30 protein-coding genes are annotated in these 24,742 nt (G+C 61.9%); 16 read left to right on the forward strand and 14 right to left on the reverse strand.

All coding sequences use genetic code 11. From position 1 onward, the window contains the following. Positions 1–43: 43 nt before the first annotated feature. Positions 44–2,344: an FdhF/YdeP family oxidoreductase gene (locus NKH05_RS01050; protein ID WP_353024892.1), complete on the reverse strand. Its 2,301-nt coding sequence runs from the start codon at positions 2,342–2,344 to the stop codon at positions 44–46. A 145-nt stretch (positions 2,345–2,489) separates the two neighbouring features. On the opposite strand from NKH05_RS01050, the gene NKH05_RS01055 reads away from it, so the two are divergent. From NKH05_RS01055 to NKH05_RS01075, 5 genes are all read left to right on the forward strand, one after another. Further along, positions 2,490–2,708 carry a hypothetical protein gene (locus NKH05_RS01055; RefSeq protein WP_254818791.1) on the forward strand — a complete coding sequence of 73 codons (219 nt, stop codon included), beginning with the start codon at positions 2,490–2,492 and terminating at the stop codon, positions 2,706–2,708. 27 nt (positions 2,709–2,735) lie between these two features. Continuing rightward, positions 2,736–3,173, forward strand: a complete 438-nt coding sequence (locus NKH05_RS01060; RefSeq protein ID WP_353024893.1) for a GFA family protein — start codon at positions 2,736–2,738, stop codon at positions 3,171–3,173. Positions 3,174–3,321: 148 nt separating this feature from the next. Then, positions 3,322–3,480, forward strand: coding sequence for a hypothetical protein (locus NKH05_RS01065; RefSeq protein ID WP_023716639.1), 159 nt, complete (start codon positions 3,322–3,324; stop codon positions 3,478–3,480). Positions 3,481–3,618: 138 nt separating this feature from the next. Next, complete coding sequence (locus NKH05_RS01070) at positions 3,619–3,798, forward strand: hypothetical protein (protein ID WP_031193315.1); 180 nt, start codon at positions 3,619–3,621, stop codon at positions 3,796–3,798. A 3-nt stretch (positions 3,799–3,801) separates the two neighbouring features. Beyond that, positions 3,802–4,020: a hypothetical protein gene (locus NKH05_RS01075; RefSeq protein WP_352482793.1), complete on the forward strand. Its 219-nt coding sequence runs from the start codon at positions 3,802–3,804 to the stop codon at positions 4,018–4,020. 43 nt (positions 4,021–4,063) lie between these two features. On the opposite strand, the gene NKH05_RS01080 is transcribed toward NKH05_RS01075, so the two are convergent. Then, positions 4,064–4,450: a hypothetical protein gene (locus NKH05_RS01080; protein ID WP_352895231.1), complete on the reverse strand. Its 387-nt coding sequence runs from the start codon at positions 4,448–4,450 to the stop codon at positions 4,064–4,066. A 327-nt stretch (positions 4,451–4,777) separates the two neighbouring features. Between NKH05_RS01080 and NKH05_RS01085 the strand changes: the two genes are divergently transcribed. From NKH05_RS01085 to NKH05_RS01125, 9 genes are all read left to right on the forward strand, one after another. Next, positions 4,778–5,494 carry a GntR family transcriptional regulator gene (locus NKH05_RS01085; RefSeq protein ID WP_352895232.1) on the forward strand — a complete coding sequence of 239 codons (717 nt, stop codon included), beginning with the start codon at positions 4,778–4,780 and terminating at the stop codon, positions 5,492–5,494. Beyond that, complete coding sequence (locus tag NKH05_RS01090) at positions 5,494–6,588, forward strand: LLM class flavin-dependent oxidoreductase (RefSeq protein WP_023716644.1); 1,095 nt, start codon at positions 5,494–5,496, stop codon at positions 6,586–6,588. The genes NKH05_RS01085 and NKH05_RS01090 overlap by 1 nt, the downstream gene beginning before the upstream one ends. Next, positions 6,588–7,133: a flavin reductase family protein gene (locus tag NKH05_RS01095; RefSeq protein WP_352963484.1), complete on the forward strand. Its 546-nt coding sequence runs from the start codon at positions 6,588–6,590 to the stop codon at positions 7,131–7,133. The genes NKH05_RS01090 and NKH05_RS01095 overlap by 1 nt, the downstream gene beginning before the upstream one ends. Before the next feature lie 80 nt (positions 7,134–7,213). Further along, a complete protein-coding gene (dctP, locus tag NKH05_RS01100) occupies positions 7,214–8,191 on the forward strand; it encodes a TRAP transporter substrate-binding protein DctP (protein WP_352963487.1) in 978 nt (325 codons plus the stop codon). A gap of 79 nt (positions 8,192–8,270) precedes the next feature. Then, entirely contained in the window at positions 8,271–8,783 is a 513-nt protein-coding gene (locus NKH05_RS01105) for a TRAP transporter small permease (RefSeq protein ID WP_023716647.1), read from the forward strand. Between the two features lie 3 nt (positions 8,784–8,786). Next, on the forward strand, positions 8,787–10,097 hold the full coding sequence (locus tag NKH05_RS01110) for a TRAP transporter large permease (protein WP_353024896.1): 1,311 nt from the start codon (positions 8,787–8,789) through the stop codon (positions 10,095–10,097). 26 nt (positions 10,098–10,123) lie between these two features. Then, positions 10,124–10,837, forward strand: a complete 714-nt coding sequence (locus NKH05_RS01115; protein WP_353024898.1) for a hypothetical protein — start codon at positions 10,124–10,126, stop codon at positions 10,835–10,837. A gap of 43 nt (positions 10,838–10,880) precedes the next feature. Beyond that, positions 10,881–11,639, forward strand: a complete 759-nt coding sequence (locus tag NKH05_RS01120) for an HpcH/HpaI aldolase family protein (protein ID WP_353024900.1) — start codon at positions 10,881–10,883, stop codon at positions 11,637–11,639. A gap of 12 nt (positions 11,640–11,651) precedes the next feature. Continuing rightward, positions 11,652–12,608, forward strand: coding sequence for a C-terminal binding protein (locus NKH05_RS01125; protein ID WP_352856139.1), 957 nt, complete (start codon positions 11,652–11,654; stop codon positions 12,606–12,608). A gap of 226 nt (positions 12,609–12,834) precedes the next feature. On the opposite strand, the gene NKH05_RS01130 is transcribed toward NKH05_RS01125, so the two are convergent. From NKH05_RS01130 to NKH05_RS01165, 8 genes are all read right to left on the reverse strand, one after another. Beyond that, positions 12,835–13,314: a MaoC/PaaZ C-terminal domain-containing protein gene (locus NKH05_RS01130; protein ID WP_023716652.1), complete on the reverse strand. Its 480-nt coding sequence runs from the start codon at positions 13,312–13,314 to the stop codon at positions 12,835–12,837. A 1-nt stretch (position 13,315) separates the two neighbouring features. Beyond that, complete coding sequence (locus tag NKH05_RS01135; RefSeq protein WP_353024902.1) at positions 13,316–14,392, reverse strand: Gfo/Idh/MocA family protein; 1,077 nt, start codon at positions 14,390–14,392, stop codon at positions 13,316–13,318. Next, on the reverse strand, positions 14,385–14,714 hold the full coding sequence (locus tag NKH05_RS01140; protein WP_023676093.1) for an L-rhamnose mutarotase: 330 nt from the start codon (positions 14,712–14,714) through the stop codon (positions 14,385–14,387). The genes NKH05_RS01135 and NKH05_RS01140 overlap by 8 nt, the downstream gene beginning before the upstream one ends. Before the next feature lie 9 nt (positions 14,715–14,723). Further along, entirely contained in the window at positions 14,724–15,836 is a 1,113-nt protein-coding gene (locus tag NKH05_RS01145) for a mandelate racemase/muconate lactonizing enzyme family protein (RefSeq protein ID WP_352814462.1), read from the reverse strand. Between the two features lie 4 nt (positions 15,837–15,840). Next, positions 15,841–16,938, reverse strand: coding sequence for an ABC transporter ATP-binding protein (locus tag NKH05_RS01150; RefSeq protein ID WP_023716655.1), 1,098 nt, complete (start codon positions 16,936–16,938; stop codon positions 15,841–15,843). Position 16,939: 1 nt separating this feature from the next. Continuing rightward, complete coding sequence (locus tag NKH05_RS01155; RefSeq protein ID WP_023716656.1) at positions 16,940–17,806, reverse strand: carbohydrate ABC transporter permease; 867 nt, start codon at positions 17,804–17,806, stop codon at positions 16,940–16,942. Positions 17,807–17,808: 2 nt separating this feature from the next. After that, the gene (locus tag NKH05_RS01160; protein WP_352856137.1) at positions 17,809–18,705 is read right to left on the reverse strand and encodes a carbohydrate ABC transporter permease; all 897 of its coding nucleotides are present in this window, start codon (positions 18,703–18,705) and stop codon (positions 17,809–17,811) included. Positions 18,706–18,847: 142 nt separating this feature from the next. After that, the gene (locus NKH05_RS01165; protein WP_353024904.1) at positions 18,848–20,167 is read right to left on the reverse strand and encodes an ABC transporter substrate-binding protein; all 1,320 of its coding nucleotides are present in this window, start codon (positions 20,165–20,167) and stop codon (positions 18,848–18,850) included. 158 nt (positions 20,168–20,325) lie between these two features. On the opposite strand from NKH05_RS01165, the gene NKH05_RS01170 reads away from it, so the two are divergent. Both NKH05_RS01170 and NKH05_RS01175 read left to right on the forward strand, forming a co-directional pair. Then, positions 20,326–21,114 (forward strand): IclR family transcriptional regulator, encoded by a 789-nt coding sequence (locus NKH05_RS01170; RefSeq protein ID WP_352482774.1) that lies wholly within the window; start codon positions 20,326–20,328, stop codon positions 21,112–21,114. A 67-nt stretch (positions 21,115–21,181) separates the two neighbouring features. Beyond that, on the forward strand, positions 21,182–22,018 hold the full coding sequence (locus tag NKH05_RS01175; RefSeq protein ID WP_352482773.1) for an amidohydrolase family protein: 837 nt from the start codon (positions 21,182–21,184) through the stop codon (positions 22,016–22,018). A gap of 5 nt (positions 22,019–22,023) precedes the next feature. On the opposite strand, the gene NKH05_RS01180 is transcribed toward NKH05_RS01175, so the two are convergent. The 4 genes from NKH05_RS01180 to NKH05_RS01195 all read right to left on the reverse strand — a co-directional run bounded on the left by NKH05_RS01180 (position 22,024) and on the right by NKH05_RS01195 (position 24,736). Continuing rightward, on the reverse strand, positions 22,024–22,605 hold the full coding sequence (locus tag NKH05_RS01180; protein WP_353024906.1) for an ABC transporter permease subunit: 582 nt from the start codon (positions 22,603–22,605) through the stop codon (positions 22,024–22,026). Positions 22,606–22,847: 242 nt separating this feature from the next. Then, positions 22,848–23,759 (reverse strand): M48 family metalloprotease, encoded by a 912-nt coding sequence (locus tag NKH05_RS01185; protein ID WP_352482771.1) that lies wholly within the window; start codon positions 23,757–23,759, stop codon positions 22,848–22,850. A gap of 198 nt (positions 23,760–23,957) precedes the next feature. Then, entirely contained in the window at positions 23,958–24,428 is a 471-nt protein-coding gene (locus NKH05_RS01190) for a DNA adenine methylase (RefSeq protein ID WP_353024908.1), read from the reverse strand. Further along, entirely contained in the window at positions 24,425–24,736 is a 312-nt protein-coding gene (locus tag NKH05_RS01195; protein WP_352482769.1) for a hypothetical protein, read from the reverse strand. Before NKH05_RS01195 ends, NKH05_RS01190 begins: the two co-directional genes overlap by 4 nt. Positions 24,737–24,742: the final 6 nt, after the last annotated feature.

Raw genomic sequence — 24,742 nt, forward strand, 5'->3', positions numbered from 1 at the left:
AAGTCACATCCGCATGGTGCGTGCCTGCCGCGAACACGAACGCCTATGGCAAGATCCGCACCGGTACCGATTTGGCGGCCGGGACATGAGCCTTCTCGGCTCTGTGCCAGAGAGGAATCAGTGGGTTGAGCTCGGGATAATAACCGGCGCAATTTCCCTCCGGCACTGAGAAAGGCGTGATGCGCAGCCCGCGCACGCGGCGCTCCGCGCCATCCTGCGCATTGGCTTCGAGATCGACCTCCTGTCCCGCGCTCAAGCCGAGGCGCTGGATGTCCTTTTCGTTCATCAACAGCACCATGCGTGTGCCGCTGATGCCGCGCAGCCGGTCGTTGTAGCCGTAGACGGTCGTGTTGAACTGATCGTTGGAGCGCACCGTGATCAGTGTCAGCACATCGCGGCCGGCGACATCGATGTCAGGATCGGTTTCAAGGCCACTTGGCAGCTTGAAATTGGCCTTCTTGTTCGGCGTCTCCCACACCCGCTTGCTCGCCTTGATGTCGCGATGGAACCCGCCGGGCGTCAGAAAGCGCTTGTTGAAGTCGCGGAAATGTTGGGGGTAGCAGCGCTCGATCTCGTCACGGATGCGGGAATAGTCGCCAACCCACTCATCCCGTGGGATCGAACTCCTGCCCGGCACCGTCGCCTTGGCAAGTTCGGCGACGATCCGGGGCTCGGAAAGCAGATGCGGCGAAGCCGGAGGTCGCGATCCGAACGAGCCATGGATACAGGCGGTGGAATCCTCTATCGACACCCTTTGGTCGCCGCTCGCCTGATGATCTCTTTCCAGCCGTGACAGGCAAGGCAGCAGATAGGTTGTCCGGCCGGCGATCAGATGGCTGCGGTTGAGCTTGGTCGCGATCTCGACATGCAGGTCGAGCCCACGCCAGGCTTTCTCGACCAGGCCGGTTTCCGGCACGGCCCGCACGAAATTGCCGCCGAGCCCGACGAAGCCCTTGACCGATCCGTCGATGACGCCCTCGCAGGTCTCGACCGTATCGAGACCTTTCTCACGCGGCGGTTCAAAGGCGTAGAATTCGGCGAACTTGTCGAGCGGGACGAGCTCGGGTTTTTCCGATATGCCGACGGTGCGCTGTCCCTGGACATTGGAATGGCCGCGCAGCGGCGAAATACCGGCGCCGGGTTTTCCGATATTGCCGCGCATCATCAAAAGGTTGCACAGCATCTGGACGTTCTCGGTGCCGTGCCGATGCTGGGTCAGGCCCATGCCGTAATTGCCGATCACCGCGTTGGCATGGCTGTAGACCTCGGCGACATGCTCCAGATCGGCCTGCGCAATGCCCGATCGTGCGACGATATCGCTCCACTGGGTGTTGCGCAGGAAGGCTTCGAACTCGGCGAAGCCATGCGTGTGCTCGGCGATGAAAGCCGTATCGAGGGCACGCGTCCTGCCGCTTTCGCGGGCGGCATCGTCGAGCGCCAGCAACGCTTTGGCGATGCCCGTTATCGCGGCGATGTCGCCGCCCGAACGGACCTGGAAGAAGTCGCTGGACATTTTGGTGCCCGGTCCGGGCGACAGCATGTCGATGGGGTTTTGCGGATTCTTGAAGCGCTTCAGTCCCCGCTCGGGCAAGGGATTGAAAGTGAAGACGGGCACGTTGCGTTGACGTGCCTCTTGCAGCGGATGCAACAGGCGCGGCGCCGTCACCCCGGTGTTGTGCCCGAAGAAGAACATCATGTCGCATTTCGCAAAGTCTTCGAGCTGCACGGTCCCGACCGGCGAGCCGATCGATTCCGGCAAGCCGACCGAGGTCGATTCATGACACATGTTGGACGAATCGGGCAGGTTCGAAGACCCGTAGATCCGCGCAAAAAGCTGGTATATGAACGAGGCCTCGAGCGAGGCACGGCCCGACGTGTAGAACACCACCGATTTTGGATCGAGCCGTCGCAATTCGGCAGCTATGTCGTGGAACGCGTCGTCCCAGGAGACCGGCTCGTAGTGGTCGACGGCGGCATTGTAGCGCATGGGCTCCGTAAGCCTGCCCTGCTTCTCCAGATCGTGGTCCGGCCAATCGAGCAATTCCGCCACCGAATGCTCGGCGAAGAATGCGGGTTCGCAGCGCAGCTTGGTCTGGTCCCACATCGTCGCCTTGGCACCGTTTTCACAGAATTCGAAAGGCCTCGGCTGGGCTGGCTTTGCCCATGAGCAAGACACGCACATATAGCCGTCGGCCTTGTTCTGCTTGAGCAGCGTGCTCCATATCCCGGACAATAGCAGGCCTTCGCCTCGCGCCTTGCGGACCAGGGATTTGAGCGATCCCCAGCCGCCTGTCGGGTGGTCGTATTTCTTGGTTTCGATGCGATCGGTTACGGCGGGTTTCATGCAAGCCACTCCCTGCAGAAGAGCACTCATACGAACCCGCCGTGAGGCTGAATGTTCCCGGCCGGCTCCGTGCCGTCACGCCGTCCGTCTCACCGGAACCATTTCCGCCATCGTTTGTTCGGCTCGCAGAAAGGGGCCGTGCGAAATGGAGCGACGTAACGCGTTAATTGCGATGGTGATTTCGGCCATCATCATCGTCGGCTTTCTCATAGGCTTTTTGTACGGCGATATGGGCTGGCAGACTTCGCCGCTCAAAAGAGCGCCTGAACAGAACCAGGGTGGCAATGCTCCGGCCGATACCTCGCCTGCCGCCGGCATCAAGAAGAACCCCAAGGAAAATACCGAAATGCCAGGCCAGCAATGAAGGCGAGTCCAGCCATGAAGTTAGCCAATGCCACGAACTGAAACGGGTTCCTGTTTTTGCGGCGCCATAACGGCGCAAATGCGCGGCGAGCCGTTCTGGGTTTGCTCCGATCACGACGACGACTGTCGCAAGGCGATAGGAAGCCCGCTAACGGTGTGGGTCGGTTATCGGCCTTCTGAATTCACCTTGCTCACCGGCATACCGAAGACCTTTTCGAAAACCCCCGGTGTGCTCCGGTCCTTCTGCGCGGATTGCGGAACATCGATCGGCTATGTCGACCAGGGCCTGCCCGACGAACTCTATCTGGCGATCGGCTTTCTCGATCACCCCGAACGGTTTCCGCCACAGGCCCACGCATACTGGGACATGAGGTTACCCTGGGTCGACTTTCCAGACGATTTGCCGCGGGTGGGGATGTATTCGAGGCGGCGAGATCCGGCCTTCGGAAATCCGGCGGAACGCTAGCTTTCGATCCCCTTGCTGGTTGGAAAACGCGCCATTCGGGCTTCGTACGAAAACGACAATTGGCGCGCGGCTGAAAACGCGCGATCATGTGTCAATGGGCCGCCGTTTGGATGACAAGCTCGATTGCAAGGCGTGCGGGACGATCCTGATGGAGATTCCCGACAACCCGAAGGATTCCACACCGATCTATTGCAGCAATTGCGGCGCCTATCTCGGCGAATGGGGCGATCTGCAGGAGGACTTCTTCAGGCAGGCGTTCGGTGCCCAGGCCTTCGATCTGAACAACGGAAACATCATCAAGAAATAATCCTGGATTGTGCGGGCACCCCGCCGGCCCCAAGCCACGGCCTGTGGACCCGGCTCGTTGCGGCAATCGCCGTTCGTATCGGACCCTCGGGAACCTTTCTCCCGAGCCGCTTGTTTGGGTGGCGGAAGGAGAAACGCCATGAGCACGAAACCTCCCCCTGTGCCGCCGAAGAATCTGAGCCCAAAGGGCGCCGGTGACAAAAAATCGGTAGCAGCCGACCAGGCACCGCAATCCACCGTCCCCGATCCCGACAAGCAGGGTCAGCAAGGCAATACGAAGGTCAACACCACTCATCAAGGCAACGTCCAGGATCGCTAGGCCATGTCCACGTCGAAGAAAACTCCTGCCAGCATCCGCCAGGGCGGTCCCGGCGCCGCGCACGAAAACGCCAAGAAGCCGCTGAGCGTCGAAAAGCCGCCGGCCGATTCAGACCTGCGCAGCCACAGCAAGGTCTCCGGCGGCGGCGGCGAACGCGACAGCCACCATACCCATGACCCCGAAAAGAAAGGCGACACTCGGCCGGCGCATCAGGACAAGTGAAGTCGGGCGGCGACGCGACTACCGATGGGGCTCGAGCGAAATGTCAGCGGGGACGGCGCGCCAAGGCAATCGGCACGACGTTGTCGACATTGACCACCGGCAAATCGAACAGCATCGGAAGCCCCCGCGTCGCGGCCATTTCCACGATCAGCTCCTCGATGGAGTGATCGGTCAGAAGGGTTTCGACGCCCAGCCGGATCATCGCCGCCAGCTTGTGCACCGGCACCGGCACGGACTTCGCCCGGTCGTCGAGCAACTTGCTGATTTCGATCACGACGTCGGCGTCGATATTCCTGGGCAAGTCTCGCATAAGCGCCTCCCCGCCAAACGAAACGAAAAGCCCGCCGCACCTTTCGATACGGCGGGCGATCCAGTGATGCGCACCGGCGAGGGGATCGGGGGTGGGCGTGCCGGCGCGCGCAGATCGCAAGTAATTTTAGTTAAATCCGCCAACTTCGATGTGTCACGGAAAAACGTCTGTACGTTTTTTACCGAACCGCGCGGATCGTTAGCTGTCCCCGCCGTCGCGCGGCGCGGCAGCACAGACGGCGCGATCCTCTGCCCTCCGGACAGCGAGCTCAAACAGTATACATTATAGACTTGAAATATCTTGCCAGGTGATCCAGCCTGTGCTCCACTTGAGCCGGGAACAGGGCTGGCAGGTCGATTTCTGCCGATACATGGCTGCATTTCAACGGCACGACTGCGAGATCACAGCCTCAAACGATATACGAAATCTTCGCATGGGAAGGCGTGGATGACGGAAACGATAGAGCTCAAACGGGTTGGCGATGGCAATCTGCGTGCCCAGGTCTATCAACAAGTCCGGCTGACGATACAGCATGGCGAATTGGCGCCTGGCCAGAAGCTGGTGGATGTCGATATTGCCGCCCGGCTCGGCATTTCCAGAATGCCTGTCCGCGACGCCTTGATGCAGTTGGTGCATGAGGGCTATCTCGTCGGCACCACACGCGGCTTCACGCTGCCCACGCTTACCGCAACGGATGTCGCCGACATCTTCGAGGTCCGCCGGTTGCTCGAGCCGCGGGCCGCCGCGCACGCCGCACGGACACTTGACGCCGCTGGCCTCAAGACCTTGGCAGCCGCGCTCCGGGAGGCAGAGGCTGCGGCCGCAGATGGCGATGCCGACCGCTTTTTCCAGGCCAATTCGGCATTCAGGAATTGTTGGCTTGGCGCGGTCGCGAACGAGCGTCTTTCACAAACGATTGCCCGCTTCGCCGACCATGTACTCGTCGTCCGTTTAAGGACGCTGTCGCACCAGCCGACGCAGGCCGTTATCGTGGCCGGCATGCGCGCCATCTACGAGGCATTCGTCAAGCGCGACGCCGTCGCCGCTTACGACCGCATGACCCACTTCATTCAGAACGCCGAGGAGCGTTTCATGAAGCTGAGCCCACCGTTTCAAAACTCCGACGGCGAGGGCAAGAGCATGTCACGGCGGGGGAAATCATGATCAGGAAACAGCACCCGCTGAAAGGGCCGAACAGGTTCAAGCTCGGCGTCTTTTCCATGAACGCCGATGGCGGCCTGGCAATGACCACCGTCCCCGAGCGCTGGCGTGCCCGCTGGGAAGACAACCTCAATTCCGCCTGCATCGCCGATCGCGCCGGCCTCGAGTTTCTGCTGCCGATCGCCCGCTGGCGCGGATTCGGCGGTTTGACGCATGTGCGGGAATGGTCGTTCGAGACTTTCACCTGGGCGGCGGGTCTTGCTGTCGCCACCGAAAACATCGGCCTGTTCATGACGGTGCATGTGCCGCTTGTTCATCCGCTGCAGGCTGCAAAAGCGCTGGCGACGGTCGACCACATCTCCAACGGGCGTGCCGGCTTGAACATTGTGTGCGGCTGGAACCCGGACGAGTTCGCCATGTTCGGGCAGACGGTCGGCGAGCGGACCTACGATCAGGCCGAGGAATGGATCAACATCATCGTGCGTGCCTATCAATCGAGGGAGCCGTTCGACTTCAGCGGCGAGTTCTACGATCTGAAGGGGGTCGTCAGCCGCCCGCCAAGCCTGCAGGCGCCGCGACCGGTGACCATGAACGCCGCCTTCGGCGCGCCGGGGCGCAACTATGCGGCGCGCCACTGCGACTATCTGTTTTCGACTTTTTCCGAAATCGCCGACGGCCGTGCGCATGTGGTCGACATCACCAACCGAGCTGCCGAAGTCGGACGCGAAGTCGGCGTCTATACGGTTTGTCACGTCGTCTGCCGGGAAACCCAGCAGGAAGCCGAGGATTATTACCGGCACTACGCGCTGGAATGCGCGGACGAGGGTGCCGTCGACGAGCATATGCGCAAGAAGAAGGAATTCGCGAACTCGCACGATGCGAAGGCCTTCACCGAATATCGGCAAAGGTTTGCCGGCGGTGCCGGAACCTTCCCGCTCATCGGCACGCCGGAAAAGATCGTCGACGACCTCACCGCGATCATGGACCAGGGTTATTCCGGCGCCGCCCTCACATTCGTCAACTACACCTACGAACTGCCCTTCTTCTGCGACCGCGTGCTGCCGCTGATGCGCCAGGCCGGGCTTCGAGTAAATTGATGCCGGCGGCCGCCATTCCGACGCCGTGGGTGGATGGGCACGACGCCGTTAATCCGCGCGCATTCAAGCAGGCGATGCGGGCCGTGGCGGGCTCGGTCGCCATCCTCGCCTCGGAACATGACGAGATCGGTTTTTGCGGCATCACGGCTACGGCACTCTGCTCGTTCAGTGCCGAGCCGCCGTCGCTGCTGGCCTGCGTCAACCGCGGCAGCACCTTTGCCTCGGCCATTCGCGAAGGTTTGCCTTTTTCGGTCAATCTTCCCGCCGGCGACCAGGAGAACGTTGTGCGTGCCTTTGGCGGCTTGACCAAAGCCAAGGGCGCCGCGCGGTTCTCGTCCGGATCATGGGTGCGTGGCGAAACCGGCGCGCCCTTGCTTGTCGGCGCGCGGGCAATGTTCGAATGCCGGGTGGCCGAAATCATTGTGCGGGCGTCGCACATGATCGTCATCGGCATCGTCTCAGGCGTCGCGCTGGACCGCGCTGACCGATCGCCGGTCTTCTACGCACATGGACGGTTCCTGACAGTAGGAGATGATGCCAGTTAACCGCCGTTCGCGTGGCGGCGCAGCGATTGTAATTTTCAGATCGGCCCGATCATGGGCGAACTATCAAAGGGAACACGGCAATGCGCATTTGGAAATCCCTTGTTCTGGCTGCACTCCTGTCGGGTGTGGTGGGTATCGCCGCGGCCGAGGAGGTCGTCCTCAACGCCGTGCATTTCACGCCGACGCAGAACGGCTACGCCCAGAGCTTCCTGAAGTTCGTTCAGAAGGTGAACGAAAAGGGAAAGGGCGTGGTCCAGATCAACGTCCGTGGCGGGCCGGAGGTCATTCCGCCGATCCAGCAGGGCGCGGCGCTCAGGAGCGGCCTGATCGACGTGATCGACACGCCGGCAGGGCAGTTCCTCGAGCTCGTGCCCGAAGGCGAGGTGTTCTCCGCATCGACGAAGACGCCGTGGGAAGTTCGCGGCAATGGCGGCTGGGAGTTCATCAGCGGAATTTTCGAGAAGAAGGCCAATGCCCATCTGCTGGCGCATGTCGACGCGGGCTCGGGCTTCAACGTCTTCACCATCGACGAACCCAAGCTCAACAGCGAAGGCAGCATCGACTGGAGCAGCCTGAAGATCCGCTCGTCGCCGCTCTATCGCGATTTCCTTGAATCCCTGGGCGCAACGGTGATCGTGCAAGCGCCAGGGGACGTCTACACCTCGCTCGAGCGCGGCGTCGTCAATGCCAACGCCTATACCGTGTTTGGCTATGCGTCGTTCGGCTGGGACAAGTTCACCAAATACCGTGTCGACCCGCAATTCTTCAAAACCGACGTGCTGATCTCGATCAACAAGGCGAAATGGGACACGCTGTCGCCCGAGGCGCAGAAGCTGCTTGCCGACACGGCCGTCGAATACGAGCGCGCGAGCTATGACGCCAATCTTGCCGAGTCGGAAAAGCAGGCACAGGCGATGATCGACGGCGGGCAGAAGGTGATCAGCTTGACCGGTGCCGGCCGCGACAAATTCCTGGCGGCTGCCACGCAGGCGAGCTGGGCGAGAATGGCCAAACGCGATCCCACCAACATCGATCAGTTGAAGAAATTCTTCCAGTAGCCGAGCGGAGGCTGCCTTGTAAGCCCTCCATCAAAGCTGGGCAAAAGCGGGGCAACGGTGGACATGAGGGTCGTCGGACATGGACAGATTGTTTGCAGCGATTGCGAAGCTGAGCCTTGCGTTGGCGGCGACGGCAAAAGTGGTGCTTGGCCTCATCATCGTCGCGGTGGTTGCTGATGTATGCGTCCGCAATCTGGGCCTGAGGCCGCTTGCCTGGGCAGTATCGGCGACGGAATACGGCCTGCTTTACGCGGCATTTCTGCCGATGCCCTGGCTGGTCCACAGCAAGGGCCATGTCTTCGTCGAGTTCCTGCGCAAGGCGCTGCCGATGCGGGCTCGGGCGGTGCTTGAAAAACTGGTCTATCTCGCCTGCATCGGCGTCAGCCTCTACCTTGGCAGCGTCGCCTTGTTTTCCCTGACAAGCGCCGTGGCGGGCGGCGAATATGAAACGCGCAGTTTCGACATGCCGAAATGGCTGGTCTTTCTGCCCATCATGCTCGCCTTCTACCTCTCTGCGCTGGAATGGCTCAGATATCTCCTCGGCCGTGACACGCTGTACACGCTCGATCCGCTGGAAATGGAAGGGCTCTGACCGGTGGCCTGGCTGTTTCCATTCGCCGTGCTTGTTGGCACCATCCTCGTGTTGATGGGGCTTGGGCTGCCGGTCGCCTTCGCTTTCTTCGTCACCAATGTGATCGGGCTGTACCTGTTCTTCGGCGGTTCGATCGGCGTGACGCAGATGGTCGCCAACTTCTCCGACGCCGTCTCGACCTATGCGCTCGCTCCGCTGCCGATGTTTCTTGTCATGGGCAGCCTGTTCTTCCGCTCCGGCCTCGGCGAGAAGGTCATCTACGCGCTCGACCTGTGCATCGGCAATCTGCGCGGACGCCTCGCTTATGTCGTTCTCGCCGCCGGCACCATCTTTTCCGCGCTGTCGGGCTCGAGCCTCGCCAATACCGGCATGATGGGTTCGCTGATGGTGCCGGAGATGCTGAAGCGGGGCTACAAGCCGCATATGGCCTACGGCCCGGTGCTTGGCGCCGGAAGCCTTGCCGTCATCATCCCGCCATCCTCGCTGGCCGTCTTGCTCGGCTCGCTGGCCCAGATCGACGTAGGCGCGCTGCTCATAGCGGGGGCTTTGCCCGGGCTGCTCCTCGTTGTCATGTACGCGGCGCTGATCTTCGCACAGACGAAGATCGATCCGGACGCCTCTCCGCACTATCCGGTGCCCGCCGTTCCTGCGGCCGAGAAGGTGAGGGCGGTTGCCGTCAACATCATTCCGATGAGCGTCATCGTGTTCATGGTGGTTGGCACGATCATCCTTGGAATAGCGACGCCGACGGAATCGGCGGGGCTCGGCTGTGCCGCCGTGTTCGCATTGTTGTTTGTCTACCGGCGGTTCAGCTGGTCGGTTGTCTGGAAGTCGCTGGACGATGCGATGAAGGTCACCGGCATGACCTTCCTGATCATCTCGGCTTCGACGACGTTTTCGCAGATATTCGCCTTCTCCGGCGCCTCGAACGGCTTTATCCAGTTCATCGTCGGCTATGATCTTGGACCGTATCCCATGCTGCTCATGATGGTGCTCGTCATCCTGCTGCTCGGCATGTTCATGGATCAGGTCTCGATGATGCTGATCACGCTGCCGATCTTCCTGCCGATCGCCCACCAATTCGGCTACGAGCCGGTATGGTTCGGGCTGATCCTGCTGCTCGCCTACGAGGTCGGCTTCACCACGCCGCCGTTTGGTCTGCTGCTGTTCATCATGATCGGTGTTGCGCCGAAAGGCACATCGCTCACGACGGTTGCCATGTCAGCGGCACCCTACATCGCGCTGACGCTTTTGCTGATCCTGCTGATTGTCCTCTTTCCGCAGATCGCTCTCTTTCTTCCGAATTTGATCTAGTCGAACTCGATCCAGCAGGTGTCCAAATGCGCTTTGCCTATCTTGCTTTCTTCCATGATGACCGCGAGGCAAATTTGGCCATCACCGGTGAAGACGTTGATGCCGTGCGGCGGGTGATTGCATCGACGCCGGGCCTTGCGCTTGCAAACATCTATCTGCCTGAAGTGGCGACGGACATGTTCAACAACGATGGCCCACCGCCGGTCTTTGGCTTCCAGCTTTATTTCGACGAATTGGCGGACATGGAGGCGGCGCTGGCGCCGTCCGGCCATCTGCAGGCGCTTGCAGCACCGGGTATGCTGTCGAGCGTCGCCGGTTCGAGGCCGACGCAACAGGCAATGTGCGTGCGTCCGTTTCCCGTCGACGACGCTGGCGTCCAGACGTCGGGACTCCCCTGCAGCTATCTTGTCCACTATCCCGGGCCGGCCGAGGACATGAATGTCTGGCTCTATCACTATGTGACGCATCATCCGCAATTGATGCGGGGCTTCCCCGGCATTCGCCACATCGAGGTTCTGTCGCGACTGGATTGGTGCGGTTCGCTGCCCTGGCCGCGCATCGACCATATGCAGCGCAACCGGGTCATGTTCGACAGCCCCGCGGCATTGACGCACGCCCTGCAGTCGCCGGCGCGGCTGGAGATGCGCGCCGACTACAAGACTTTCCCGCCGTTTTCAGGCGGCAGCCGGCATTTCCCGATGTCGACGGAAGCCGTGCATCCTTTGCCGCGGGCCACATAGCGCAAACAGGTTTTGCCGACGCCGAAAAATCTCTGGAGATTTCATGTACGACTTTCGCAAGAAATGTGTCTCTCTCGATCGCCTCATCGGCACGTTCTGCGCCATCCCGCACCCGGTGGCGGTCGAAGTGGCGGCCGCCAGCGGGGTCGATTTCCTGTGCATCGACTGGGAGCATTCGCAGATCGGCCGCGAACGGCTCGAGGATCTGGTTCGCGCCGCCGATGTCCACAAGGTTCCCGCGATGGTGCGCGTTCCCGGCCACACGCCGGAATGGATGGCGGCCGCGCTCGACGCCGGCGCGTCGGGCGTCCTGGTACCCCGCGTCTCGACGGCCGAGCAAGCCCGCATGGTGGTCATGGCCTGCCGTTACCCGCCGGTCGGCGCACGCGGTGTCGGCCCGGGCCGCGCCGCCGGTTATGGCTACAGGATTCCGGACTACCTCAAATCGGCCAACGAGGTCCTGACGGTCGCCATCCAGGTCGAGACGGCAGAGGGCCTGGCCAACATCGACGACATCGTCCAGGTCGACGGCGTCGACGTGGTCTTCATTGGCCCCGGCGACCTGTCGGTCTCGATCGACGCCATGGGGCCGGCCGGCCAGGACAAGCTCAATGCCGCGATTACCAGGATTGCGGCCGTAGCGCGCGCGGCCGGCAAGGCCGTCGGCATCTTTCGCCCTTCGGCGGATGATATCGGCAAATGGTCGCGGCACGGCATCAGCTTCTACATGCTGGCCAGCGACACGATGTTTCTCGGCGCCGGCCTTGCCGCCGGTGTCGTCTCGGCGCGCAACGCCTCATAGCAAGAGTTTGGCATGAAGATCATCAAGACCGACGGCGTATTGTCAGTCGAGGAAGAGCAGCTGCGCTACCTCGACGGCTTGAACGCCCAGTTTGTCGAAAACACGCTGCTCACGGAAGATGCCCTGATCGAACACTGCCGCGACGCCGACGCATTGATGGTATTGCGGGAGCCGATCACGGCTCGCGTTTTGGCCGAACTGAAGAACCTCAAGGTCATCGGGCGGTTCGGCGTAGGGCTCGACTCGATCGATGTCGAGGCCGCCAGCCGTGCCGGTGTTCAGGTAACCTACGTGCCGGATGCCAATCTGGTGGAAGTCAGCACCCACGCCATGGCCCTGATCCTGGCCTTGACGCGCAGGCTGAAGCAGTTCGACAGCGCGGTGCGCGCCGGCCGCTGGGCGGCGATGACCGACGGTGCCGGCATCATGCGGCCGGACAGGCAGATTCTCGGGCTGATCGGCTTCGGCCAGATCGGGCGCCTGACTGCCGAGCGGGCGCGGGTCTTCGGCTATCATATCATCGCCTACGACCCGCATATGCCGGCAGAGCGCATCACGGCCGGCGGTGCCGAACCGGTCGGCTTCGACGAGCTGCTAGCCAGGGCCGACATCGTCTCGCTGCACGTTCCAGCGACACCGGAGACCAGAAACATCATGTCGGCGGATGCCCTGTCGCGGATGAAGGAAGGAGCGATATTCATTAACGTGTCCCGCGGCGGCCTCGTCGACGAGGTCGCGTTGGCGGATCTGATCCGGCGCGGCCATCTGGCAGGCGCGGGCATCGACACGTTCGAGCAGGAGCCGCCTTCGCCCGACAATCCGCTGCTGGCGCTGGACACCGTCCTGGTCAGTCCACACGCGGCGCACTACTCGACGCAATCTTACGCGGAGGTTCGCAACAAGGTGTTTGCCGACGTCGCAGCGGTCCTGCGCGGCGGCAAGGCGGTATATCCGGTCAACCGGGTGTGACCAATTTCCGATGCCGGCACCATCCGCTGCCTGCCGACAGTTCCACCTTAACGTTCCGGGGCAGGCAGCCTTGAGCGCGATCTCGGCAAGCGGATAAAGGCGGGAACGGGCATTTTTTTGCGGACAGCGCCACATTTTGTTCTTGCTTTGTGCCGGCAGCTATGCTACTAATTTGCGTATGGTGCTGATTCGCACCGAGGACCCGCCGCAAGGCGGTTTTTTTGTTTCAGGTTTCGGGGCCGTCCGTCGAGGCCCTGCTCGGCTTGTCGCGACGCTCGACGATGTAGATGTGGTCGGCGACCAGCACCACGTTGCCATGCTGGTTGATCACCTCGCAGCGCTCGACGACCCGGCCTGAATCGGGCCGCTTCGGGTCGTCTTCCTTGGCCGAGATGGTGGCGCGGGTCTTGATCGTATCGCCGATGAACACCGGCTTGATGAAGCGCAGGCGGTCGTAGCCATAGGAGAAGGCGACCGGGTTGACGACGCTCGCCGTCAGCCCGACGCCGACCGAAAAGACCAGCGTGCCGTGGGCGATGCGCTGGCCGAACGGCGTCGTCTTCATGAACTCGGCGTCCATGTGGTGGGGAAAGAAATCGCCGGTATGGCCGGCATGGACGACGAAGTCGGTCTCGGTGATGGTGCGCCCGCTGGTCATGCGCGACGAGCCGATCTGGTAGTCCTCGAAATAGACAGTCTGCTCCATGTCAGGGCCTCGCCGCTATCGGTGTTGCCGGCGCCGCGCTCGATTGGTAGGCGGCTTCGACCAGCGCCATAGTGTTCCAGCCGTCCTCGACGGAACTGACAAACTCGGCGTCCTCGCCCGATGCGTAGCGCTGGACATTGGCCATGCGGCCGACAAAGGCGTCCGGAAACCATGCGCCGACGAGTGGAACCGCAATCCAGTCCTTGCCGCCTTTGGGGTAGATTTCGAGGATGTCCGGCTCGCCGCGCGGATAGTCGAGGTTGACGCCTAATTTGAGGTAAGCGGCGCCCTCGGTGCCGCAGATGCGGAATTCGCAGGCCTGGTGTTTTCGGCCGAATTTGTGATCGTGGTTGATTGACAGCGCACAGCGCACCGTGTCGCCATAGTCGAGGATCGCGCTGGTGCGCGTTTGCGCAACCTTGTGGCCGGGGTGGCCGAGCGTCTTGGCGTGAACCCCCTTGGGGTCGCCGAGTAATTGCCGGATCAGGTCGAGATAATGGATCGAATGCATGGCTATCTCGACGCGCGGCGCCTGCAACAGGAATTCCCAGAGCTGCCAGGGTGTCGCCAGCGCCAGCCATGCGTCGAAATCGACCACGTCGCCCAACCAGCCCTTGGCGATCGCATCCCTGAGCGCCAGCATCATCGGTGCAAAGCGGAGCTGGAAGTTCACTGCCGCTTTGAGATCTTTGGAGCGGCAGATTTCGAGGATCTCGGTCGCCTCGGTGAGATTGCTGCCCATCGGCTTCTGGATCAGTGCCACCGCACCATCGGGCAGCGCCCTGAGCACGCCGGCATGATAGGCCGGCGGTGTCGCCAGATCGAAGACGGCGTCCTTGATCGCAGCAGCTTCCTCGACCGACCGGTAAGCGGTGACGCCCCATTTCTGCGCCAGTTTTTCGGCCTTGGCCAGGTCGGGGTCGAAAAGCCCGGCAACCGGGAAACCGGCCTTCCCATAGGCCGGGAAATGCGCATCGCCGACGATCGAGCCGGCGCCGAAAATCACGATCGGCCTGGGCTTTGACGGCTGTGCCCAGGCCTGGGAGAGCGAGGCAGGATCGAAAATGTCATCAGTCATAATGGAAGACTTCGTCCATCGACGCCCACCACTCGCCCTCCTTGCGGGTCGGCAGCGGCTCCTGGCATGGCATGCACAGCGCCCACCATTCCTGCGTCGTGGGATCGGCGGCCATCTTGGCCATGTCGGCGGCATAGTCGGTGCCGTGGTACTCGAAGGTGCTGAACAAAAGGTGCTCCGGCTCCCTCAGATAAATCGAATAATTCTTGATGTTGCAGGCGGAAATCATCTTGAGGACGTCCGGCCAGACGGCGGCGTGAAGCCGCACATACTCAGCGACCTTCTCCGGCTTGAGGCCGAGCACCATTCCCATTCGCTGCATGTCCGCCTCCTATTTCACTATCGTCGTGGTGAATTCCGCGATGCTCTTCGCCTTGATCGCATCCCAGTCCCAGTCGATGCCGATGCCGGGCTCGTCCGGCGCCAATGCATGCCCGTCCTCGATACGCATTTTCTTGCCGGTCAGCTCGTCGAGCTGGGGAATATACTCGACATATCTGCCGTTCTGAACGGCGCATGTCAGGCTGACATGCAGTTCCATCAGGAAATGCGGGCAGACGGGGATGTCGAACGCCTCGGCCGCGTGCGCGACCTTCAGCCACGGCGTAATGCCGCCGATGCGGCCGACATCGACCTGCACGATCGAACACGCGCCCTTCTGCATATATTCGCGGAAATGCCGGATCGAATAGAGCGACTCGCCGACCGCAATCGGCGTCGACGTCGCACTCGACAGCCGCACATGGCCGTCAATGTCGTCGGCCGGCAACGGTTCCTCGATCCAGGCGAGGTCGAGGTCGCGAAAGCGTTCGGCCCGGCGGATTGCCTCGTCGACCGAAAAGCCCTGGTTGCAGTCGGTCATGATCTCGTAGGAGTCTCCAACCGCCCGGCGCACCGCCGTCAGCCGAGTAAGATCCTCGGAACCGTGCGGCTTGCCGATCTTGACCTTCGAGCCGCGAAAACCCTTGGCCTTGGCGGCCAGCGCATCCTCGACCAGCGCCTCGGTTTCGATATGCAGCCAGCCGCCTTCGGTCGTGTAGAGCGGGCAGCGGTCCTTGGCGCCGCCGGCCAGCTTCCACAGCGGCAGTCTCTGTTTCTTCGCCCGCAGGTCCCAAAGAGCAGTGTCGATGGCCGCCAGCGCGATTGCCGTGATCGCGCCGATCGTCGTGGCATGGGTGGCGAACTCCAACTCGCGCCAGACCGCCTCGATCATGTCGGCGTCGCGGCCGATCAGCCGCGGCGCAAGGTGGTCGGCCAGCAGTCGCATCACCGACGAGCCGCCGGTGCCGATCGTGTAGCTGTAGCCGGAGCCGACCGCGCCGTCGGCATCGGTGATGGTGACGATCGGTGTTTCCTGGCTGACAAAACTCTGGATGGCATCGGTGCGCTTGACCTTAGGCACCAAGTCGACCATGCGCAGTTCGACTTTCTCGATCTTTGCCATGATTTTAACCTCGCAATGTCTTGCCCGTTTCAGCAGAAAACAGATGGGCCTGCGACAGGTCCAGGCTCATCTTGACCCGGTCGCCGGCTTTGAGCGGCTTTGGATTGAGCATCCGTGATACCCAGTCGCTGCCGTTGAATTCGGCGAACACCAGCGTCTCATTGCCGAGCGGCTCGGTGACGGTCACCGGCAACTCGACCTGGTGGACGTCGACATCTTCGCCGGAGCTGATGCCGTGTCCGGTCGGATAGATGTCGTCGGGCCTGAGGCCGAACACGACCTTGTCGCCGGTTTCGACATTGGCTTTGAACTGGCTGGGCAGAGGCAGCTTCTCGCCGCTGGCGAACAGCAGCTGTCCGTCGTCGACAACCGCCTCATGCAGGTTCATCGGTGGCGAGCCGATGAAGCCCGCGACGAAGCGTGTCTGCGGCCGGCGGAACACCTCGTCGGGTGTGCCGACCTGCTCGATAAAACCGTCACGCATGATGACGATGCGGTCCGCCAATGTCATCGCTTCGACCTGGTCATGGGTGACGTAGATCACCGTCGACTTGACCTTGGCGTGCAGCTTCTTGATCTCGGTGCGCATCTGCGTCCGAAGCTTGGCGTCGAGATTGGAAAGTGGCTCGTCGAACAGGAAGACATCGGGATCGCGCACGATGGCGCGGCCCATGGCCACGCGCTGGCGCTGTCCGCCGGACAGCTGCGACGGCCGGCGGTCGAGCAACTGGTCGAGGCCGAGAATGCCGGACGCTTCGGCGACGCGACGGTCCATTTCTTCTTTCGCGGCGCCGGCGATCTTGAGCGAGAAGCCGAGGTTTTCGCGCACCGTCATATGCGGATAGAGCGCGTAGGACTGGAACACCATCGAGATGTTGCGCGAGCGCGGCGGCAGGTCGTTGACCATGCGGCCGCCGATCTCGATGACGCCGTCGCTGATCGCCTCGAGGCCGGCGATCATGCGCAGGGTTGTCGACTTGCCGCAACCGGACGGCCCGACCAGCGCGATGAACTCGCGGTCGGCGACCTCGAGATCGATGCCGTGCACCACCGCCACCGGGCCGTAGCTTTTGGTGAGATTCTTGAGCGATACGGTTGCCATGTCAGCCTTTCACCGCGCCGGAAGTGAGGCCGCCGACGAGGTGTTTCTGGACGATGAAGGTAAGCGTGAGCGCCGGTATGACCATGACCACGGCGAGCGCGCACATGCCGCGCCAGTCGATGGTGAATTCGGCCGTATAGTCGAGCAGGCCAACCGGCAGGGTCTTGGAGTTAATCGAGCGTGTCAGCTGCGAGGCCAGCGCGAACTCGTTCCACGAGGTGAGGAAGGCAAAGATTCCGGCCGAGGCGATGCCGGGCCCGGCGAGCGGAAACTCGACCTGCCAGAAGGCCTGCCAGCGCGTGCAGCCGTCGATCTGCGCCGCCTCGGCAAGGTCTTTCGGTACCTGGCGGAAAAAGCCGTCGATCAGCCAGATGGTGAAGGGCACATTGAGCGCGACATAGACCAGGATCAGCCCGAAATGCGTGTCGATGATGCCGAGCCGCGCAAAGACGAAGAACAGCGGCAGGGACAGTGCGATGCCGGGCACCGTGCGCGTCAGCATCAGGCCGAGAAACATCGCCGACTTGGCGTGGAAGCGATAGCGCGCAAAGGCATAGCCGCCCGCCATGCCGATGGCGATGGCGATCAGCGTCGAGGTCACCGAGATGATCAGCGAATTGCGGAAATAGTCGAGCACCGGAATGCCGCCCTTGCCGACGCCGCTGAACATGGCGACGTAGGCATCGAGCGAGAGTTGCTGCGGAATCCACACCGGCGGCTTGGCCATGATCTCGACAGTCGGCCGCAGCGACGACAGCACGATCCAGATGCCGGGCAGGCAGATGACCAGCATGGCCAGGAACAGCCCGATGCCATGGACGATCCGAAGCGCTTTGTTGCCGGCGCGATGCAGGCTGTTCTGGTCCATCCTCACCACTCCGCCGCGATCTGCGTGCGCGCCGCGGCGAGCTTGCGGTAGAAATAGACGGTGAACAGGATCGACAGCAGGATCGAGAAATAGGCCATGGCATTGGCCATGCCCATTTTGGCATCGCCATAGGCGGTGCGGGCGACCAGCGTCCAGACCAGCTCGGTGCGGCCGGCAGGGCCGCCGTCGGTCATGATCTTGACGATGTCGTAGGCGCGCGCGACGTCGAGCGAGCGGATGGTCATGGCGATGAAGGCAAACGGCATGATGAACGGCCAGGTGACATAGCGGAATGTCTGCCATGGCGTGCAGCCGTCGACGCGGGCCGCCTCGACCGGTTCGCGCGGCATCGCCAGCAGCCCGGCCAGGATGAGGATCGCGAACACCGAAGTCGACGACCAGATCTCGGCGGTCAGGATGGCGATGAAGGCGAGATTGCCGTCGATCAGCCACGGGATGGCGCGATCGGTCAGGCCGAGCGCCTGCAGGGCGTTGTTCACCAGGCCGATATTGTCGTTGAACATGAACTTGAACTGGAAGCCGACGAGGATCGGCGAAAACATCATCGGAAACATCATGATGGTGCGCAGGAGCCGCTGGCCGCGCGAGGCTTTCTCCACCAGCAGGGCCAGCCCGAGCCCGATCAGCATTTCCAGGTTGAGCGCCACCGTCAGCAGCACCACAGTACGGGCAAAGGCGATCCAGAAATCGCGGCTGGTCAGGATGGTGACGTAGTTGCGGGCGCCGATGAAGACCCAGAACGTCTCAGGCCTGGTCAGCCGGAACGGCGTGAAGCTGGAGTAGAGCGACAGCAGCAACGGCACCACCACCACGGCCGCCAGCACGATCACCGCCGGCAGCAGGAGCAGCAATGGTGGCGAGGGTCTCCAGCCTTTCATGGCGATCCGGTTCTGGTTGGTGCCCGGACACCGAAGCCCGCCATCGGCGAGCTGGGATCAAGACAAAGCGGGTTGCGCATGGTTCGAAAAAAGTTCGGGGGCGCCGCTCTTCAATGAGCGCGGCGCCCCCTTGGGAGAATGGTCAAAGCTTGCCGGCGTCCTCGAGGATCTGGGTGGCCTTGGCGGCAGCGTCGTCCAGCGCCTGCTTGGAGGTCTTGTCGCCAAGGATGGCGGCCTGCAATTCGGGATAGACGGCGTTGGAGATTTCGATCCATTCAGGTGTCTGCGGCACGGCGAAAGCGTGCTTTGCCTCTTCCTGGAAAGCCGCCAGCACTTCCTTCTTGTAAGGATCGTTTGCCGCCTGCTGGATGTCCCAGTCCCACACCGCCGTGCGGGTCGGCAGAGGTCCGCTTGCCGCCTCGAGCTTCTGGCTGTCCTCATTGGTCAGGAACCAGACCAGCGAAGCGGCCGCTTCCTTGCTGGCGCAGTTTTCGGTGACCGAAAACCCGTGGTGCCCCGACCAGCCGGTGCGAATGCCGGCCGATCCCTTCGGCGCCACTTTCACGCCGACATTGCCGGCGACCTTCGACGACTTTGGATCGTTGAAGAAGCCTGCCCAGCCAGGCCAATCGAGGTTGATGGCGACGGTGCCCGAGGCAAAACCCTGGCCGAGATCGTCCCACAGATAGTTGGTGGTGCCGGCCGGCACCGCCTTGGCCTTGTAGAGATTGACGAACCAGTCGAGCGCGTGCACGCCGGCCTCCGAGTTGAAAGCGGGCCTGCCATCCTTGTCGAGGTATTCGCCGCCGTCGGCGATCAGCATCTCGTAAAAACGGCCGTTGATCGCCTCTTCCTTGCCGGCGAACTGGGTGCCATAGAAATCGGGCGGGCTGGCGAAGAATTCCGCCTGCTGGGCGACCTCGTCCCAGGTGTCGGGCGGTGTCAGCTCCTTGCCGTACTTGGCCTTGTAGGCGGCCTTCTTGGCTTCGTCCTGGTAGAGGCTCTTCTGGTAATAGAGCGCCGAGACGTCGAATTGCGCGCGCGGCAGCATGACCAGCTTGCCCTCGAGCGTCGAGGCCTTGATCGTCGACGGCACGAAGGCGTCGATCTCCTCCTTCGGCAGCAGCTTGTTGAGATCGGTGTAGATATCAGGATATTGCGGCGCGAAGGACGAGTGGTTCGAGCCGACGCACCAGTTGATGCTGCCGGAGGCGATGTCCGACTTGATCTCCTTGTCGAGCTCGAAGTGGTTCTTCTTCGAGATCACGTTGACCTTGGCGCCGGTCAGTTTTTCCCATTCGCCGATCCGCGCGTAGAGCCCTTCATATTGCTGGCCGCCGATCAGCTTGGCGTCGATGGTGACGCCGTCGAATTTGCCGGGCAGTTCGGCAGCAAGGGCAGCACTAGCACCAAATGCGAGTAGCGTTACGCCGGCCGACAGGCCGCAAAGCAGTTTCGTCATTGGTATCCTCCCAAAGAGCCTGCATCGATCGCGTAGCGAGGTCGATCAGCAGCTTCATTCATATACAAACAAAATATTCATAGGATCGTCAAGCCGAAAGTTCTTTCGGAAGCAACGCTGTTGCGTATATGAAAAGTGAAATTCACTGGAGAGGCGCAATGGCAGAGGACGAGGAAGACGACCGCTATCGAGCCCCGGCGCTGGACAAGGGGCTCGACATCCTCGAGCTGCTGGCCGGCGTCGACGGCGGCCTGACGCAGGCGGAAATCGCCAAGAAACTCGACCGCAGCCCGAATGAGTTCTATCGCATGCTGGATCGGCTGGTGCGGCGCGGCTACGTCACGCGTCCTGATGGCGACCGTTATTCGCTGACGCTCAAGCTGTTTGGCCTGGCGCAGCTGCACGCGCCGGTGCGCCGGCTGGTTTCCTATGCGACGCCGCTGATGCGCGAGCTGGCCGAAACCTCACAGCAGGCAAACCAGCTCGTCGTCTTCGATCGCGGCTCCGCGGTGGTTATTGCCCAGCAGGAGGCGCCGGATTACTGGGGCATCTCTATCCGCGTCGGCTCGCACATCAGCCTGTTCGACACCGGGTCCGGCCATGTGCTGCTGGCGTTCCGCCCGTCGGAAGAGCGGCAGATGATGATCTCCGAACATCTGCGCAGCACCGACAAGCCACCGCAATCGCCAGAGTTTTTCGCCCGCCTCGACCAGATTCGTGAACGCGGCTACGAGATGATGGCGTCGATGCAGACGGCCGGCGTGTTCAACCTGTCGACGCCCGTTCTCGGCTCGGACGGCAAGGCGATCGCCGCACTGTCGATCCCCTACATTACCCTGGTCAACGCACCCAAGGCGCCCGACATCACCAGGACCATAGAGCTGTTGCTGGCAGCGACCGAAAAGCTGTCGCAACTGGCGGGATCGACTGTCAAGCAATCGCGATGAATTCTTATTTGAATGAAGAATTTCTCCGTGAGATGATCTCGAACTCGCGAAGGAGGAGCGCGCCGCCATGATCTTCGACACCCATCTGCACCTGATCGACCAGTCCGCCCTGCGCTATCCATGGCTGGCCGGCGTGCCGGCGCTCAACCGCGATTTCCCCTACGACGAATATGCAGTCCAGGCCCGTCGCGCTGGCATCGACGGCGCGTTCCATATGGAGGTCGATGTCGATCCAGCCGATATCGAGGCCGAAACCGGCCATGTCAAAGCGCTCTCGCGGCAAAAGGGCAGTTTGCTGAGGGGAGCGATTGCCTCCTGCCGTCCGGAGGAGCCCGGCTTTGCCGCTTATTTGGAAACGCAGCGCGCAGATCCTTTCGTCAAGGGCTTTCGCCGTGTGCTGCACGTCATGCCCGATGAGCTGTCGGAGGGCGCGCTGTTTCGTGAAAACATCAAGCGGCTAGCCGGCAGCGGCCTGACCTTCGATCTTGTCGTTCTGCCGCACCAGATCCCCAAGGCGATCGCACTCGCCGATCTCGCGCCGGATGTGCAGTTCGTGCTCGACCATTGCGGCGTGCCCGACATCAAGGGCGGTGCCGAGCACCCCTGGCGCGAGCATATGGCGGAGATCGCGCGGCGCCCGAACGTCGTCGGCAAAATTTCTGGTGTGGTCGCGTATGCGGATGCCGGATCCTGGACTGTCGAAACGCTGCGTTCCTACGTCGAGCACACCATCGAATGCTTCGGCTGGGACCGCGTCGTGTGGGGCAGCGACTGGCCGGTCTGCACGCTCGGCGGCGGGCTTGCGACCTGGATTGCGGCAACGCACGCGCTGCTCAGCGGTGCCAGCGCCGATGAGCGGCAAAAACTGCTGTCAGGCAACGCCAAGCGGCTGTGGAGGTTGTAAGCGGCTCAGATCGTCGCCGACACGTGCCGCTCGCGGCCGTAGAGCGAAACCAGGAGCACGATGACCAGGCCAAGTGCCGCCTGCACGATCGAGGGTCGGAAGCCGAGGCCGATCAGCAGCGTGTTGATCTCCGTTAGCACCAGCACGCCGGCAATGGTGCCGAAATAGCTGCCGCGGCCGCCGACAAGGGCGGCGCCGCCGACCACCACTGCCGCAATCGTCTGGAACAGATAGGGTTGGCCGACATCACCATAGGCAGAGCCGGTGAAGCCGAGCAGCAGCACGCCGGCCGCGGCGGCGAAGAAGGCGCTCGCGGCATAGGTGACCGTCCACATGCGGACTGGATCGATCAGCGCCAGCGGCGCAGCACCTGGATTGCTGCCGAGGGCGTAGAGACGGCGGCCGTATGGCGTGCGCGCCAGCACCAGCGCCACCAGCAAGGTCAGCACCGCGACGCATGGCACCAGCCCCGGTACCGGCAGCGGTCCGACCGAACCGCCGATCGAAACGAAGGCGGAAACCGTGATTCCGGGCCGGCCCGCGCAACAAAACCACCGTGCGCGCGTTTGCGAGGCATGGAAGCTCACGAGAACGTCGAGAACGCCTGGGCGTATGGTATAGAGACGTGCCCTGCCGGCGTGCTGCCGAGCGTCGAAGCCGTGTTTCTGCTTTATGGCCCCGAGCCCATCCATGAGGGTGAGGCGTTAGCCAAGGCTATCATCGAAACCGTTGAAAGGCTCACTCGCCCTGGCTCTTGAAAATCTCTGCGACGAGACATCCTTGGACACGCTTCCACGCCCGGTCGCTGATCGGGGTTCGAGATGTCAATTTATTTGTGCCGGTTCGGGTCAAATGGCGAACCTGCTAGGCGTCCCCTAGCGAATGGCTGTAGAGCTGGCCGTATTCTGGCTTTCCAGTTTCTTTCGAGCATTTTGTTGTACTCCTGTGCTGGGCCGATCGGGCGAGCTACCAATTCTTGGAACCGCTCTTCCCGCTGCCCAAGGTTGGTGGCGGTTTCGACCACACTATCGGTCATCGACCGGATTGCAATTTGCCTCTCCGTGTCAGAGAGGTCGAACCCCTGCAGATGCGTTGCCACAGTGACAAACATTGTATGAAGACGAGTTTCCAAAGGAGGGTACGGGTGTTGCGCTGCGAGGGCAAAATCGCCCTCCCATCCGGGTTTCCGCCCACCCCTGAACTTCACGAACGTATCAAAATAATGATATATAGCTGCTCCTAGAATGCTCATTTGCTGGGTTTGGTTGCCAAAGCGATTGGATTCTGGCCACCGCCAAATCTGGCTACCGTCCTCTCGTCGTCCCTCGGCTTCAGCACCGGCAATTCGGGAAAAAAGCGCCTGCGCGGCATAGCTGTCAGCATCATATTCGAGCGTTTGGTTATCCAGCCCCGAGAGAGCGTCGCGCCCGACGTGGCTCCGGAGATCTAGGTGCCCATTCACTATGTGAGCAAACTCGTGGAACCTTGCTACCGACACAGCCGCATGTGCTGTTATCGACCATCTTCTCTTGTTTTCTGCTGAAAACGGCCGCTCGGTGAGACCGATAGCTTTGCCGCATTCCCCGTACAAAAATATGATCACCGCGGCGCTGATGCCTACGAAATACTTTCCGTTTAACACACCAGCGTAGGCGTTAATCGCTTCGCTTGCGAGGACAGCAGCTTCTACCACTATGCTGTGCGCACTCGCGCTCCACTGCGCAGCGTCTTTGCGCAGCATTGCGGCTTCGCTCGCAATGATGGCATCGAATGCGTCGGGCTCGTCCCGAGGGATCCAAATGCCCCCCCGTTCACCTGCCCAATGGACGAATTCAGGTGAATATGGGGTCGTTGGTTGTGCGGATAGGCCTTCCAATTTGATTCTTTAAGTCCCTCTTTCAGAGCAGCTTACTGCTCGCACAAGCTCAGGTCCTCGCAATCAAGAGATTATCAGCTCCCGCGCTGGCTGTCCCTTGCCGCCCGAGACCGTGTAGATCAGCTCGACGCCGTCAAATGCAAAACCCCCGAACGTCTCGCGGATCTCCGGCACGTCGTTGATGGACAGGATGAAGCGCCCCTTCAACGTTCGCAGCTTCGTCGCCAATGCATCGAATTGGTCGCGGCCGAACATCTCTTTGCCATAGTCGCTCTCGCTGCCGAAATAGGGCGGATCGAGATAGAACAGCGTCTCCGGCCGGTCGTAGCGGTCGATGAAGGCCGACCAGTCGAGCTGCTCGATCACGACGCCCGCAAGCCGGTCGTGCACGTCGGCCAGGAGCGGCTCAAGGGTCGTCAGGTTGAAGCCCGCCGAGGAGCGCGGGTCGACTCCGAAATTGCGGCCAGTGACCTTGCCGCCGAAGGCCAGGCGCTGGAGGTAGAGGAAGCGGCCGGCGCGCTCCAGATCGGTCAAAGTGAGCGGGTCGCTGCCACCGTCCCGTCGGCGATCAGCCCGTCGACCAGCCGCTTCAACTCCTTGGTGACTGTGACGCGCCACGGATTGCCCTGATAGGACTCGGAGTGGCACCATTTCCACGGCTTTGGCGGCGGCATGAAATTGTCCCAGGCCGACGGCAGCATCTTCTGCGGCGCGCCGTCATATTGCGCCTTCAGTTCGGTCGGCAATCCAGCAATCACGCCCGAAACGTCTTGAGCGCAGGCTATGGTCGTGAGCGATGCAAGTGCGGTTGCGGCCATAAGGCCGCGGATCAGGCTGTTCATGTTCTC

The organism is Mesorhizobium sp. M1399 (assembly GCF_040317735.1).
GTDB lineage: Bacteria > Pseudomonadota > Alphaproteobacteria > Rhizobiales > Rhizobiaceae > Mesorhizobium.